Origin of the sequence: Micromonospora sp. BL4 (genome assembly GCF_003667505.1) — a bacterium.
Classification (GTDB): domain Bacteria; phylum Actinomycetota; class Actinomycetes; order Mycobacteriales; family Micromonosporaceae; genus Micromonospora.
The window spans coordinates 52682-66317 of record NZ_RCVJ01000147.1; the positions used below are offsets into that span (position 1 = coordinate 52682).

Annotated in this window: 12 protein-coding genes and 1 riboswitch; of the genes, 5 read left to right on the forward strand and 7 right to left on the reverse strand. The window is 72.8% G+C overall.

Going from position 1 to position 13636, the window contains the following annotated elements; genetic code table 11:
* Nucleotides 1–7: 7 nt before the first annotated feature.
* Nucleotides 8–1147 carry a DegT/DnrJ/EryC1/StrS aminotransferase family protein gene (locus EAD89_RS18935; RefSeq protein WP_121654908.1) on the reverse strand — a complete coding sequence of 380 codons (1140 nt, stop codon included), beginning with the start codon at nt 1145–1147 and terminating at the stop codon, nt 8–10.
* 119 nt (nt 1148–1266) lie between these two features.
* Here EAD89_RS18935 and lhgO point away from each other — a divergent pair, with 119 nt between their 5' ends.
* Nucleotides 1267–2463: an L-2-hydroxyglutarate oxidase gene (gene lhgO, locus EAD89_RS18940; protein ID WP_121654909.1), complete on the forward strand. Its 1197-nt coding sequence runs from the start codon at nt 1267–1269 to the stop codon at nt 2461–2463.
* Between the two features lie 33 nt (nt 2464–2496).
* Here lhgO and EAD89_RS18945 read toward each other — a convergent pair whose 3' ends face one another.
* The gene (locus tag EAD89_RS18945) at nt 2497–3144 is read right to left on the reverse strand and encodes a TetR/AcrR family transcriptional regulator (RefSeq protein WP_233578825.1); all 648 of its coding nucleotides are present in this window, start codon (nt 3142–3144) and stop codon (nt 2497–2499) included.
* A 179-nt stretch (nt 3145–3323) separates the two neighbouring features.
* On the opposite strand from EAD89_RS18945, the gene EAD89_RS18950 reads away from it, so the two are divergent.
* The 4 genes from EAD89_RS18950 (at nt 3324) to EAD89_RS18965 (ending at nt 8409) form a co-directional block, all read left to right on the forward strand.
* The gene (locus EAD89_RS18950; protein ID WP_121654910.1) at nt 3324–4220 is read left to right on the forward strand and encodes an ABC transporter permease; all 897 of its coding nucleotides are present in this window, start codon (nt 3324–3326) and stop codon (nt 4218–4220) included.
* 4 nt (nt 4221–4224) lie between these two features.
* The gene (locus tag EAD89_RS18955) at nt 4225–5034 is read left to right on the forward strand and encodes an ABC transporter ATP-binding protein (protein WP_121654911.1); all 810 of its coding nucleotides are present in this window, start codon (nt 4225–4227) and stop codon (nt 5032–5034) included.
* Nucleotides 5035–5178: 144 nt separating this feature from the next.
* The gene (locus EAD89_RS18960) at nt 5179–6696 is read left to right on the forward strand and encodes a bifunctional cytidylyltransferase/SDR family oxidoreductase (RefSeq protein ID WP_121676670.1); all 1518 of its coding nucleotides are present in this window, start codon (nt 5179–5181) and stop codon (nt 6694–6696) included.
* A 42-nt stretch (nt 6697–6738) separates the two neighbouring features.
* Nucleotides 6739–8409, forward strand: a complete 1671-nt coding sequence (locus tag EAD89_RS18965; RefSeq protein WP_121676671.1) for a CDP-glycerol glycerophosphotransferase family protein — start codon at nt 6739–6741, stop codon at nt 8407–8409.
* A gap of 12 nt (nt 8410–8421) precedes the next feature.
* Here the strand turns inward: EAD89_RS18965 and EAD89_RS18970 are convergent, their stop codons facing one another.
* The 5 genes from EAD89_RS18970 to EAD89_RS18990 all read right to left on the reverse strand — a co-directional run bounded on the left by EAD89_RS18970 (nt 8422) and on the right by EAD89_RS18990 (nt 13610).
* Nucleotides 8422–9168, reverse strand: a complete 747-nt coding sequence (locus EAD89_RS18970; RefSeq protein WP_121676672.1) for an alpha/beta fold hydrolase — start codon at nt 9166–9168, stop codon at nt 8422–8424.
* A 163-nt stretch (nt 9169–9331) separates the two neighbouring features.
* A complete protein-coding gene (locus EAD89_RS18975; RefSeq protein WP_199723428.1) occupies nt 9332–10180 on the reverse strand; it encodes a C39 family peptidase in 849 nt (282 codons plus the stop codon).
* Nucleotides 10181–10406: 226 nt separating this feature from the next.
* Nucleotides 10407–10546: riboswitch (cyclic di-AMP (ydaO/yuaA leader) on the reverse strand.
* Between the two features lie 290 nt (nt 10547–10836).
* Entirely contained in the window at nt 10837–11601 is a 765-nt protein-coding gene (locus tag EAD89_RS18980; RefSeq protein ID WP_199733557.1) for a hypothetical protein, read from the reverse strand.
* A 145-nt stretch (nt 11602–11746) separates the two neighbouring features.
* Nucleotides 11747–12151 carry a hypothetical protein gene (locus EAD89_RS18985; protein ID WP_121676673.1) on the reverse strand — a complete coding sequence of 135 codons (405 nt, stop codon included), beginning with the start codon at nt 12149–12151 and terminating at the stop codon, nt 11747–11749.
* Between the two features lie 172 nt (nt 12152–12323).
* On the reverse strand, nt 12324–13610 hold the full coding sequence (locus EAD89_RS18990) for an acyltransferase (protein ID WP_233578827.1): 1287 nt from the start codon (nt 13608–13610) through the stop codon (nt 12324–12326).
* Nucleotides 13611–13636 lie beyond the last annotated feature (26 nt).

Consider the following 13636-nt stretch of genomic DNA (forward strand, 5'->3'; position numbering starts at 1 on the left):
TGGGGGATCAGCGGCTGGTGGCCGCGGTGTTGACGACGTCGATCAGCGTGGCCGCGACGGTCTCGACCTGGTCGTCGGTGAGGTTGGCGTGCATCGGGATGGCCAGGTGCCGGACGAACAGGTCCGCCGAGACCGGGCAGGGCGTGGTCTGGCCGTAGAGCGGCTGGGCGTGCGAGGCGTACGTGCCGAAGGTGCACTGCACCCCGCGCTCGCGCAGTGCCAGCGCGACCGCTCCCCGGTCGACCGACGGGTCCAGCGTGACCACGTAGGACTGCCAGGGGTGCTCGCGGTCCGGAGCCTCGTACGGCGTGGTGATCAGCTCGTGGTCCTTGAGCAGCTCACCGTAGCGGGCGGCGGTGCGGCGCTTGGCGGCCAGCAGGTCGGGCAGCCGGTCGAGCTGGGCGAGCATGATCGCCGCGGAGATGTCGGAGAGCCGGTAGTTGTAGCCCAGCTCGGTGAAGGTCGGGATCGGCAGGTGTGACAGCTCGGCCCGGGTGAGCGCCCCCTCCACCCCGTACGTGTGCAGCTTGCGGGCGTGGGCCGCGAGGTCCTCGCGGTCGGTGACGTACGCGCCGCCCTCGCCGGCGGTGATGCCCTTGCGGCCGTGGAAGCTGAAGGTGGCGATGTCGGCCAGGCTGCCGGCCGGGCGGCCCTTGTAGGTGGCGCCCGCCGAGCAGGCGGCGTCCTCGACCAGGAACAGCCCGTGCTTGTCGGCGATGGCGCGCAGCTCGTCGTAGTCGGCCGGCTGCCCGAAGGCGTCGACGGCGATGATGCCGACGGTACGCGGCGTGATCGCGGCCTCGACGGCGGCCGGTTCGACGGTCCAGGTGTCCGGCCGCACGTCGGCGAAGACCGGCGTGGCGCCGGTCCACATCACCGAGTGGCCGGTGGCCGGGAAGGTGTAGTCACCGACGATCACCTCGTCGCCGGGCTTCACCCCGAGGGTGAGCAGCGCGAGATGCAGGGCGGAACCACAGTTGCTGGTGGCGAGGGCGTGCCGGGTGCCGGCGACGACGGCGAAGCGCTCCTCGAAACGACGGCAGGTTGGCCCGGAACCAGCCAGCCAGCCCGAGGCGAAGACCTCGGCGATGGCGGCGAGTTCGGCCTCGCCAACCGTGGGCTGACCGAGCGCGATGACCTCAGACATGTGACTCCCAGAGAGGATGGACCCGGAGCAGTCTAGGCCAAGCCCACGGGGGGTGGGCCAGTCGGGCGCGCTGAGGAGCTTGGTTACCATCGGTCGCGGCGACCGGCAGGGGAGATGACATGACCAGGTTCGTGGTGGTGGGCGGCGGCATCGTCGGCCTCGCGGTGGCACACCGGCTGATGACCGACCGGCCCGGCGACCCGGTCACGGTCCTGGAGAAGGAGGCCGGCTGGGCGGCCCACCAGACCGGTCACAACTCGGGCGTCATCCATGCCGGCGTCTACTACAAGCCCGGCAGCCTGAAGGCCACCCTCTGCAAGGCCGGCAGCGCCTCGATGGTCGAGTTCTGCCGCGAGCACGGGCTGGCGCACGACATCTGCGGCAAGCTGATCGTCGCCACCGACGCCGCGGAGCTGCCCCGGCTGCACGACCTGCACCAGCGCGCCCTGGCCAACGGCCTGCCGGCGCGGCTGATCGACGGCGCCGAGGCGGCCGAGTACGAGCCGCACGTGGCGGCCGTCGGCGCACTGCACGTCGCCTCGACCGGCATCGTCGACTTCGGCGCGGTCTGCCGCAAGCTGGCCGAGCTGCTCGCCGCGGGCGGGGCGGATCTGCGCACCGGCACCGAGGTCACCGGCGTGGCCACCCGTCCGGAGGGTGTGGTCGTCACGACCACCGGCGGCGAGGTGACCGCGGACGTCCTGATCAACTGCGCCGGCCTGCACGCCGACCGGATCTCCCGGCTGGCGGGCGTGCCGACGCCGGTGCGGATCGTGCCGTTCCGGGGCGAGTACTACGAGCTGGTCCCGCAGCGGCAGGGGTTGGTGCGGGGTTTGATCTACCCGGTGCCGGACCCGCAGTTCCCCTTCCTCGGGGTGCACCTGACCAAGATGATCGACGGCAGCGTGCACGCCGGCCCGAACGCGGTGCTGGCCACCGCCCGCGAGGGCTACTCCTGGGGCCGGATCAGTCCGCGTGACATCTGGGACGAGCTCTCCTACCGCGGTCTCTGGGCGCTGGGTCGGCGGCACTACCGCTACGGCCTGACCGAGGTGGCCCGGTCACTGTCGAAGAAGCGCTTCGCGGACAGTCTGGCCCGGCTGGTGCCGGAGCTGACCCCGGCCGACATCGTCCGGGCCGGCGCCGGCGTGCGGGCGCAGGCGATTCTTCCCGACGGCGGCCTGGTGGACGACTTCCTGATCGTCGAGGCCGACCGGCAGGTGCACGTGCTCAACGCGCCCTCCCCCGCCGCGACCAGCTCGCTGGAGATCGCCCGGCACATCGTCTCCCGACTTCCGGTCGACGCGCCCCGCTGAGTGCGAGCGCCGCGCCGCGCGAGGGTCGGGCGGTCAGGCGTGCGCCGACGGGGCGACCGCGCCCCGGGGCCGAGGCACGGCCGGTTCGGCGCCGAGCCCGGTGGCCACCGACTCGACCAGGGTGCCGAGGTAGGTGTCGGTGATCGGAGCGCGGGCGATGGCGAGCCGCCAGTAGAGCGGGCCGATGATGAGGTCGACGGCGGCGTCCGGGTCGGTGTCGGCGGGCAGCTCGCCGCGTTGCACGGCGCGGGTGACCAGTCGGCCGCCGACCTCCTGCTGGCGGGCGTGCAGCACCTGACGCAGGGTCTCGTCGATGGCCGGGTTGCGGGCGGCCTCGGCGAGCAGGTCGGGGATGATCTGCGAGGCCAGCGGATGCCGCAGCGCGTGCGCCACCGCCTGGAAGAGCAGCGCGAGGTCGCCGCGCAGGGTGCCGGTGTCCAGCACCGGCAGCTTGCCGTGCGCCGCGGCGGCGACGATCTCCAGCACCAGCTCGACCTTCGAACTCCACCGCCGGTAGACCGCCGTCTTGCTGACGCCGGCCCGGCGGGCCACCGCCTCGATGGAGAGCCGGCCGTAGCCAACCTCGGCGAGCTCCTGCATCAGCGCGCGCCGGATGGCCGTGGTGATCTCACCACGCAGCACCGCCGCGCCGGCCGGGGCGCGCCTCTTCTCGGTCGTCACCAGGGACTCTTCTCGCAGGTCACGACGACCAGCGTAGCGCAACGACGGTACGGTTGCGTCCCGACGTGTTTCGGACTACTGTCCACGCAGCGACGAGGCGGCGCTCCGCGCACAGCTCCCACTAGGATTCCATCGTCGCGAGCAACCCCGTCTGCACGAAAGATCGGAGCGCCATTTCCATGGCCACCACCGCGCTGGTCGACCCCGACACGGGCCTGACCCAGGCGCAGCTGGCCGCTCGGCACGGGCTCCGGGTCGCCGGTGAGCGACCCACCCTCGTCGAGTACAGCCGCCGACTCTGGGCCTACCGGCACTTCATCGCCGCGTACGCCAACGCCAAGCTGGTCGCCTCGTACAGCAACGCCAAGCTGGGCCAGCTCTGGCAGGTGCTCACCCCGCTGACCAACGCGGCGGTCTACTACCTGATCTTCGGGGTGGTGCTGGCGCAGAACGAGAACATCCCGAACTTCATCGGCTACCTGACCACCGGCCTGTTCATCTTCAACTTCACCCAGAGCGCGGTGCTGGCCGGCACCCAGTCGATCAGCGGCAACCTGGGGCTGATCCGGGCGCTGCACTTCCCCCGGGCCAGCCTGCCGCTGTCCACCACGGTGACCCAGTTCCAGCAGCTGCTGGCCTCGATGGTGGTGCTGCTCGGCATCGTGCTGGTCACCGGGGAACCGATCACCCTGAAGTGGCTGATGCTGGTGCCGGCCCTGCTGCTGCAGGCGGTGTTCAACGCCGGCGTGGTGCTGCTGGTGGCCCGGATGGGCGCCAAGGCCAGCGACCTCAAGCAGGTCATGCCGTTCATCCTGCGCACCTGGATGTACGGCTCCGGCGTGCTCTACAGCGTCACCCTCTTCGATCGGCTGCCGGGCTGGGCGACGACGCTGGTCCAGTTCAACCCGCTGCTGGTCTACATCGAGCTGGCCCGCTACGCGCTGCTCGATCAGCCGCCACTGCTCAACGAGTCGCTGACCCAGCTCTGGCTGGTCGGGGCCGGTTGGGCGCTGGTCGGCGGGATCGGCGGCTACATCTACTTCTGGCGCGGCGAACAGGAGTACGGCCGTGGTTGATCACATGCAGGCCACCGACGAGGCGACCGTCTCCCTGCCCGTGCTGACGCAGGAACGGATCCCCACCGTGGTGGTGGACGACGCGCACATCATCTACCGGGTGCACAAGGGCGCCACCGGTGGCACCACGCCGGTGGCCGCGCTGCGCCGACTGGTCAAGCGCACGTCCGCGCCGAACGTTCGGGAGGTGCACGCGGTGAAGGGGGTCTCGTTCACCGCGTACCGGGGCGAGGCGATCGGGCTGATCGGCAGCAACGGCTCCGGCAAGTCCACCCTGCTGCGGGCCATCGCCGGCCTGCTGCCGGTCAACCGGGGCGCGATCCACACGCAGGGGCAGCCCTCGCTGCTCGGCGTGAACGCCGCCCTGCTCAACGACCTGTCGGGTGAGCGCAACGTCACCCTCGGTTGTCTGGCCATGGGCATGCACCCCGACGAGGTGGCCCAGCAGGCCGCCGGGATCATCGACTTCTCCGGGATCAACGAGCGGGGCGACTTCGCCAGCCTGCCGATGCGCACCTACTCCTCCGGCATGGCGGCCCGGCTGCGGTTCTCCATCGCCGCCGCCAAGAAGCACGACGTGCTGCTCATCGACGAGGCGCTCGCCACCGGCGACAAGGGTTTCCGCAAGCGCAGCGAGCAGCGGGTGCGGGAACTGCGGGAGGGCGCCGGCACGGTGTTCCTGGTCAGCCACCAGCTCTCCTCGGTGCGGGACACCTGCGAGCGGACGATCTGGCTGGAATCCGGCGTTCTGCGGATGGACGGGCCTACCGACGACGTCATCCGGGCATACGAGGCCTACGCGAACAGCAAGTAGGGTTCTGGGCGAACAGACGGCTTCGACAGGGCAGCGCCGAACCGCGTCGCCGTTGGGGCGGCGCGGTCCGAGCGTTAGGGTTCATTCCGTCGCCGCTCGGGCGGAACCTTCCGTTAACGCATACCTGAGAGTGAGGATCCGGCAATGACGCAGGACCAGACCACTGGCCCGGACGCCACACCGGAGACCTTGGCGCCGTGGCGGCCCTCACGGACGGTGGCCGTGGTGCTGGCCGGCGGCACCGGGACCCGTCTGGGCCTCGGCATCCCGAAGCAGCTGCTGAAGATCGCCGGTAAGCCGATCATCGAGCACACCCTGGCGGTCTTCGAGGCCGCCCCGGAGATCGACGAGATCATCGTGCTGATGGCCACCGGGCACGTCGAGGACGCCCGGCAGATCGTCGAGAAGGCCGGCCTGCGCAAGGTCACCAAGGTGATCGAGGGCGGCGACACCCGTAACGCGACCACCCGGATCGCATTGGACGCGGTCGGGCCGGCGGACTGCAACATCCTCTTCCACGACGCGGTGCGTCCACTGCTCAGTGGCCGGATCGTGCGCGAGTGCGTCAACGCTCTCTGGACCTACGACGCCGTGGACGTGGCCATCCCGTCCGCCGACACGATCATCCAGGTGGACGAAAACGACTGCATCACCGACATCCCGGTGCGCTCGCGGCTGCGCCGCGGGCAGACCCCGCAGGCGTTCCGCTCCCCCACCATCCGCGAGGCGTACCGGATCGCCGAGGGCGACCCGAACTTCGCCGCCACCGACGACTGCGGTGTGGTGCTGCGCTACCTGCCGGGCACCCCGATCAAGGTGATCGACGGCTCGGACGAGAACATCAAGGTCACCCACCCGGTCGACGTGCACCTGGCGGACAAGCTCTTCCAGCTCGCCGCCGCGCAGGCGCCCCGGCTCACCGACCACCGGAGCTACACGGAGGAGCTGACCGGCCGCACCGTCGTGGTGTTCGGCGGCAGCTACGGCATCGGCCACGAGCTGACCGAGCTGGCCCGACGCTACGGCGCGCAGGTCTTCCCGTTCAGCCGCTCCACCACCGGCACCCACGTGGAGCGCGCCGAGGACGTCGAGGTCGCGCTGAAGACCGCCTTCGAGGCCACCGGCCGGATCGACCACGTGGTGGTCACCGCCGGCATCCTGGAGAAGGGCGCCCTCGCCGAGATGGACGAGGAGACGATGGACCGGCTGCTCCAGGTCAACTTCGTCGGCCCGGTGACGATCGCCCGGCAGTCCCTGCCGTACCTCCAGCAGACCAAGGGCCAGCTGCTGCTCTACACCTCCAGCTCGTACACCCGGGGGCGGGCCCGCTACGCGCTCTACTCCGCCACCAAGGCCGCCCTGGTCAACCTCACCCAGGCGCTGGCCGACGAGTGGGCCGATGTCGGCGTACGGGTCAACTGCATCAACCCGGAGCGGACCGCCACCCCGATGCGGACGCGGGCCTTCGGCGAGGAGCCGGAGCACACCCTGCTCGCCGCGGAGGCCGTCGCCCAGTCCTCGCTGGACGTGCTGATCTCCGATCTGACCGGCCAGGTGATCGACGTACGCCGAGCGCCCGGTGACGGGCCCTCCGCGACCGTGCCGGCCCAGGCCGGACCGGGCCGGGTCGGTTCGCCGGCCGGTGCGGCATCCACGAGCTGACGCTGACGACGGCGGAACCCCGACGGCGGCGAACGGAGCGACATGCGTGGTGATCTGGTCCGAAAGCTGGCCGCCCGGTGCCTGAGTACCGGCCTGGCCGTGCTGGCCTTCGTCACGGTGGCGCTGACCGGGGCCACCGGATGGGGACTGGCGCTGGCCGTCGCCGCGCTGGCCGCGGCGGCCGCCGAGCAGCGGATCCGGCCCGGCGCTGACCTCGTCGCCGAGACGGCGCTGATCGCCGCCGCCGTCCTGGTCGGATACTCCCGGCGGCTGGACGACGGGCTCGACCCGGCGCTGGTGGCCACCGCGCTGGTGCTGCTGGGGCTGGTGCTGCTGGTGGGGCCGCTGCGGACCGCCGGCAACCTGGAGGTTCGGGTGGCCAACCTGCCGGTGCGGGGCTGGACACCGCTGATCGCCGACCAGCTCGGCACCGCCCTGCTGGGGCTGCTCGCCGTGGTGACCCTCGCCTCCGCGTTGACCCTGCCCGCCGCCGTGGCGCTGGTCGCCAGCCTGCTGGTCGGCGTCGGCGCGGGGGCGGTCGCCCTGGACCTGGCCCGGCGCCGGTTCCGGCCGGCCGCCGGTGGCGGGGCCGTCGCCCGCGCGCTGCGCCGGCACCGGCCGGAGTTCCTGCTCTACTTCTCCGCGCCGCCCGGCTCGGAGTACCAGGTCACCATGTGGCTGCCGTACCTGGAGCGGATCGGGCGGCCGTTCATGGTCGTGCTGCGCGAGCCCGAGTTCCTGGCGCCGATCGCCGCGGCCACCGACGCGCCGGTGGTCTACTGCCCCACCCTGCGGGCGATCGACGAGGCACTGGTGCCGAGCCTGCGAGCGGCGTTCTACGTCAACCACGGGGCGAAGAACAGCCACTGCATCCGGTTCACGCAGCTCACCCACGTGCAGCTGCACCACGGCGACAGCGACAAGGCGCCGAGCGCCAACCCGGTGTCGGGGATCTTCGACCGGATCTTCGTGGCCGGCCCCGCGGCGATCGACCGGTACGCCCGCGCCGGGGTGCAGATCCCGCCGGAGAAGTTCGTGGTGGTGGGCCGCCCGCAGGTCGAGTCGATCGAGGTACGCCCCGAGCCGGTGCGCGGCCTGTCGCACCCGACGGTGCTCTACACCCCGACCTGGACCGGGCACCACGCCGACGCCGACTACTGCTCGCTGCCCGTGGCCGAGGGCCTGCTGCGCCGGCTGCTGGAGCGCGGCGCGACGGTGATCCTGCGCGCACACCCGTACACGGCGCAGAACCCGGCCTCGGCCCGCCAGCTCGGCCGGCTGACCGAGTTGCTGGTCGCGGACCGGGCCCGGACCGGGCGGCAGCACGTGGTCGGCGCCGCGGCCCGCGAGCTGAGCCTGACCGAGTGCGTCAACCGGTCGGACGCGCTGATCTCCGACGTGTCCGGGGTCATTTCGGACTACCTCTACTCCGGCAAGCCGTACGCGGTCACCGACATGGGCGACGAGGGCGAGCGGTTCGTGGAGAACTTCCCACTGGCTGGATCGGGCTACGTGCTGCGCCGGGACATGGCCAACACCGACGAGGTGCTGACCGCCCTGCTCGACACCGATCCGCTGGCCGAGGCCCGGTGGGCCACTCGCCGTCGCTACCTGGGTGACTTCCCGGTCGAGTCGTACGCCGAGGCCTTTCTCAGCGCGGCCCGCCGGGAGTTGGCCCCGGCGAAGACCCTCGCCGCGTCGGCGCAGGTGTGACGGCGGACGCCCTCAGCGGTACGCGTCCAGCAGCGCCAGCACCGCCCCCGGATTCTCCACGTGCGCGTTGTGCCCGAGCCCGGGGAGCGTGACGACCGGTACGCCGAACTCCTTGAGCTGCGCGTCGGTGACCATCGGGTCCTGCTCGCCGCGGGCCAGCACCACCGGCACGTCGGTCGCCGCCAGCAGCGCGGCGAGGTCGGGAGCGCCGACGGCGAACGCGGCCGGGTCCATGGCGAGGCGCCACCGGCCGTCGACCTGGCGCAGCCCGGCGTCCACCAGCGGGTGGTCCGGCGGGACCAGGCCGGCGAGCCCGGAGACGCGCAGGTAGCGACGGGCCGCCTCGGTGCGGCTGGCGGACCAGCTGACCGGGCGGGCGGCGAGTTCGGCGGCGCGGGTCAGCTCGTCGGGTGACCACACCGCCTTGATGCCCAGCCCGACCACCGCGTCCACCGGCATGCCGGCGGCCCGGGCGGCCAGCGCCAGGCCGACCACCCCGCCCAGCGAGTGCCCGAGCACGACGATCCGGTCGTCGGGGGCCAGGCCGTGGGCGATCCGCTCGGCGAGCCCCGCGAAGGAGTACGACGGCAGCGGGGCCGACCAGCCGTGACCGGCGAGGTCCGGTGCCAGCCACCGCCCCGGCCAGTGCTGCTCCAGCAGCGGCGCCCAGGGCAGCCAGACGTCGCCGGTCGCCCCCATTCCGTGCAGCAGCAGCAGGACCGGCCCGCGGCCGGCGTGACCACCCGATTCATCCACCACGGCCGCAGTCTCCCACGGTTCGGGGACGGGTACGAGAGCCCGCGTCGGCGGCACCTGGGGATACACCGACCAATGGAGATCCACTGTAGAGTCCGCCGGCTGGAGAAACGCCGCGGGCGCCGGCCCCTTGTGGGGGACGGCGCCCGCAGCGGCTGCGCCCGGGTCAGGCGGAGTAGCCCCGAGTGGCGATCCAGTTCGCCAGGTCGATCGTGGTGATCCAGTACGCCGGGTCGGCGGCGTTCGCCGAGTCGGCGATCCGCACGATCCGGCCGTTGTCCTTGTAGCCCACGACGGCGATGTAGTGCCCGCCGCCGTAGGAGTGCCAGCCACCATCGGTGTCGGTGGCGTCGCCGGCCACGTTGGCCACCACGCCCCGGCCGGCGGTGATCGCCGTGACCACGTCGGCCTGGAGCCGGTCCATCTGGGCGGGGCTGGGCGCGCCGGCGAACATGCGGGTCCGGTACGGGGAGCCCTTCACCTCGGCGTTGAGCACCCGGGTGGTGTCCAGGGCCGAGTTGGTGCCCATCTCGGTGGTGCCCAGCTTGGCGCCGAGCTCCTCCTGGGTGCGGTCGATGCCGGTGGCGCTGAGCGCGTTGCGGGTGGCTGCCGGCCCGCAGTTGTAGTACGTGTTCTGGGCCTGGTAGTCGTAGTCGAGCACCTTGGTGGCGGGCGGCTTCGGCGGCGCCGGCTTACGGGTCAGGTCCGGGTTGCCGCTGGCCTTGGCGGCCGGCGACGCGGCGCTGGCCGTCGGGGCGGCGCTGCTCGGCGCGGTGCTGGCCGAGGGGGTCGCGACGCGCGCCTCGCCGCGGGACGCGACGGTGTCGCTGCGCATCTCGGCGACCGTGGTCGCGGTGTGCTGGCTGGCCGGGGCGTCGTCAGTGCCGGCGATCAGGGCGCCGGTGGTGGTCGCGAGCGCGAGAGCCGCGGCGGAGGCGGCGACGATCTGGTACGGACGCTCGGTGGTGAGACGACGGAGCTGACGCTTCAGGGTGTGCTTCACGGGGTCCTCCACGGATCGGGGGGTGAGCGGCACACCGGGCCGGACCGATTTCCGGGCAGGCGCCAGCGCGCGGACCGTGGTCCGCGGGTGGTGAACCGCTCAGGGGACTGCCCGGCGTGGCCGGGCGGAAGAGGCGGTGACCCTGGGGGTCAGCTCACCGGACGGATGAGCGGGGGCACCGCGGCGCCGTGGAGGCGGGGGAACAACCGAGGGGTGGAGAGGTGCTGCACGAGGATGGAACTCCTTCCGACACCGCCTACCGGGTTAGCTGACGGATTCGGGCGGGAAGATCGCCCTACCGCGGGCCGTGGCTCGCGGATTCACCCCGGACGTACCTGGGTCCCCGGTTCGTAGATCACGATTGAGCGGGTCGGCGCGGCGTCGCCTCTTGCGATCGGTTACCGCACCGGACGGGACGACACTACTGGTCGGTTCAAGTGCTGCCAAGCCAGGTTCACCTGCGTAAACCTGGATCTGCGCGCGAATTTCTGCGCGTATTGCCACTAACGCGACTCGATGGGACAACCGGTTATGGTGGCGCCTACGGTCGACAACCGGACAGGCCGTCGACAATGGTTCCGCATTCGCGCGAACATTGCGCCCGACCGTTCCGGCTGCCCGTTCCGGCGGCGGTGTGACCGGGCTCACGCCCCGGTCGGGGCATTTCCTCAGCCCACCCGCGCCGGGCGCCAGCGCGCCGCGGTCGCCGGCCGGGCCGCCACGGTCACTGCCGGCCGGACCGGCACCAGGATCGGCCGCAACCGGGCCGCCGCCGCGTACGCCTCCGCGGCGAGCGTGCGAGCCGCCTCGGCGGCCAGTTCCGCATCCCGCCAGGTGGCCCGTTCGCGCTCGGCGGCGGCCCGGTGCTCGACCAACTTGCCGTCCCGCACAGCGCGGCTCAGCAGCACCTCCTGCTCGACCGGGTGCCGCCGGGGATCCCAGCCGTTGCGGTGTGCGAAGACGTCGGTGAGCTGGCGCATCGACAGGTCGCCGCGCCAGTGCGCCGCCATCGCCGCGCGGTGCAGGTAACGCTCCCGAGCGGCGTACTCGCTCGGGGACTGCGGCGTACGCGGTGTGGGCAGCGAACCGGCGCCGGCGAACCGACGGGCGGCCCGGTCCGCCTCCTCGTACGCGGCCCAGGCCCGCTCAGCCGCCTCCTGCGCGGCCAGCCAGTCGGCGCGACGTCGTCGGGCGGTCTGCGCCGCGCCGGCCGCGGCGACGGCCACCTCCTCGGCGTACCGGCGCAGGTCTGCCGCCTCGACGGCGGCGAGCTCCCGAGTGGTGGGCGCAGGAGACTCCTCGACGCCCGGACGGTCCCGCTCGGGGCGGGCGACCAGCACGGTGAGCACGGTCAGGGCCAGCAGGAGCAGTGCCGACCAGATGGCGGCGGCCTGCGGAACCTCGGTCAGGAACTGGTAGAGGACGGTCTCCATGATCGGCACCTCGGAGGAAGGAACGCTGCGGTGGGGAGCCGCACAACCGCCCCGGGCGTGACCACGTGGCGGGCCACGGGCCGGCGGGCGGGGATGCGGAGTTGAGTGATCGACAGGCGTGGCGGCGGGACGTCGTCCCGGTGGCTCAGCGCCGCGGCGGGGCCCGGGAGGCCCGCGTGGCCGGATCGGCGGTGCGCGGCGATCGCTGCGGACCGGCCTCAATCGCGGCGACACCGGCCTGCGCCGGAACGGCGGCCTCGACGGCGGGTGCCGCCGCGTGCGCGTCCGGCGAGACCGGCGGGGCGGTGTGGTCGACGACGACCGGAGCCGCGAGGGCCACGGCGCTGGTGGGAACGACCCATCCGGACGACGGAGAGCCCGAGGACGCCGCCGAGGCGGGCAGCGGGTCGGCCGGGGCGGGCGAGGCGGCCGACGCCGGTGACGCACCCGAGCCCAGGGCCAGAGCGGCGACCACGGCGAGGCTGGTCAGCATCCGCGTCGCCCAGCGCGCCACCCACCACAGCGGACAGGTGAGCGCGACGGGAAGCACGTCCCCACGCTACCGCCGGCGCCGGCCGGGCGCATCGACGCCGGGCGTGTCGAATACCGCCGCGCCGCCGGATCCGACCAGCGTGGACGCTCGTCGCGGACGTCGAGCGGCGGGCCGCTCAGCGGACGTCGGAGCGGCAGGCCGCTCAGCGGACGTCGGAGCGGCAGGCCGCTCAGCGGTCGGCGTACGCCGATCGGCGCTCGGTGTCGACCGCCCCGCGCCGCTGGCCGGGCAGGACCGGAGCCGGCCCGGCGCCGGCGGTCCCGGCGCCGCCCGACCCGGCGTCCCCTGACCCGGCCTCCACCGGCCCGGTTTCCACCGACGGCGGACGGCGGCGGCGGGCCCACCGGCGCATCATCGGCGTCTCCACGTAGCGGTGCAGCAGCCCGGCGAGGAACAGGGTCACCAGCAGGAAGCCGAGCACCACCGCGGGCCCCCGCCAGCCGGTGAAGCCGACACCCCAGTCCCCGCTCCAGCGCAGCACGGTCGTCATCACCAGGACGTGCACCAGGTAGAAGGAGAACGACACCTCCCCCAGCCACACCAGCGGGCGCGACCGCCACGGTGAGCGCCGACCACGCACGTCAGCGTCCGCGGCAGCGGTGATGACCAGCAGGTACGCCACCGCGAGCAGGGTGGTCCACAGCTCGGCGCGGATCCACTGCGCGGCGGCGACCCAGGTGACCACGAAGATCACGCTGGCCCCGGCCAGCCCGGGCCCCCGCCAACTGCCCCGACGCATCAACTCGGCCGCCGCCGCGCCCATCCAGAACTCCAGCGACCGCACCGGCGGGAAGATCTGGGTGAACCACCACCGGCTGGCCTCCGGCACCAGGGCCTGGGCCGGCCAGAGCGCGAGGATCAGCAGCGGCACCGCGACGACCAGCGCCCAGAGCAACGCGGGCCGGGCCCGGCGCAGCAACGGCAGCGCCAACGGCAGGCAGAGGTAGAAGAAGACCTCGCAGGACAGCGACCAGCTCACCGTGTTGACGCTGTAGAACCATCCGGGCCGCGGGTCCCACGCCTGGAGCAGCAGCAGGTTCTCCACCGCGGCGGCCGGGGAGATCGGGTCGGCGAACCAGAGGGCGACCAGCAGCGCGGCTGCCCAGAGCACTAGGTGGTTCGGATAGATCTTGGCGACCCGCCGTCGCCAGAAGTCACGCCGGCGCTGACCGGGCCGGGCCGACCAGACCAGCACGAAGCCGCTGAGGATGAAGAAGAACTGCACCCCGGACAGGCCCAGGGTGAACAGCGCGTCGACCACCGCCCGGTAGTCCGGCTCGGCGATGATCCGCATCGTCCCGGCATGGAAGCCGAACACCAGCAACGCGGCGATCCACCGCAGCCCGGTCAGCGATGGCAGCCGGTTCGCCACGCCAGCGGTCGGTGCGCCACGACCGGCAGCTGCGGGGACGGTCATGTCCGGCCCGCGATCGACGGCCGGCTCCCCAACACGCACGTCTCCTCCGTCGCTCGGCGGACGGC

What these genes read in the sequence shown, in the direction of transcription:
- EAD89_RS18935 (WP_121654908.1), bottom strand. Translation starts at nt 1,147, where the DNA reads ATGTCTGAGGTCATCGCGCTCGGTCAGCCCACGGTTGGCGAGGCCGAA.
- EAD89_RS18955 (WP_121654911.1), top strand. Translation starts at nt 4,225, where the DNA reads ATGCAGGCCACCGACGAGGCGACCGTCTCCCTGCCCGTGCTGACGCAG.
- EAD89_RS18950 (WP_121654910.1), top strand. Translation starts at nt 3,324, where the DNA reads ATGGCCACCACCGCGCTGGTCGACCCCGACACGGGCCTGACCCAGGCG.
- lhgO (WP_121654909.1), top strand. Translation starts at nt 1,267, where the DNA reads ATGACCAGGTTCGTGGTGGTGGGCGGCGGCATCGTCGGCCTCGCGGTG.
- EAD89_RS18965 (WP_121676671.1), top strand. Translation starts at nt 6,739, where the DNA reads ATGCGTGGTGATCTGGTCCGAAAGCTGGCCGCCCGGTGCCTGAGTACC.
- EAD89_RS18980 (WP_199733557.1), bottom strand. Translation starts at nt 11,601, where the DNA reads ATGGAGACCGTCCTCTACCAGTTCCTGACCGAGGTTCCGCAGGCCGCC.
- EAD89_RS18960 (WP_121676670.1), top strand. Translation starts at nt 5,179, where the DNA reads ATGACGCAGGACCAGACCACTGGCCCGGACGCCACACCGGAGACCTTG.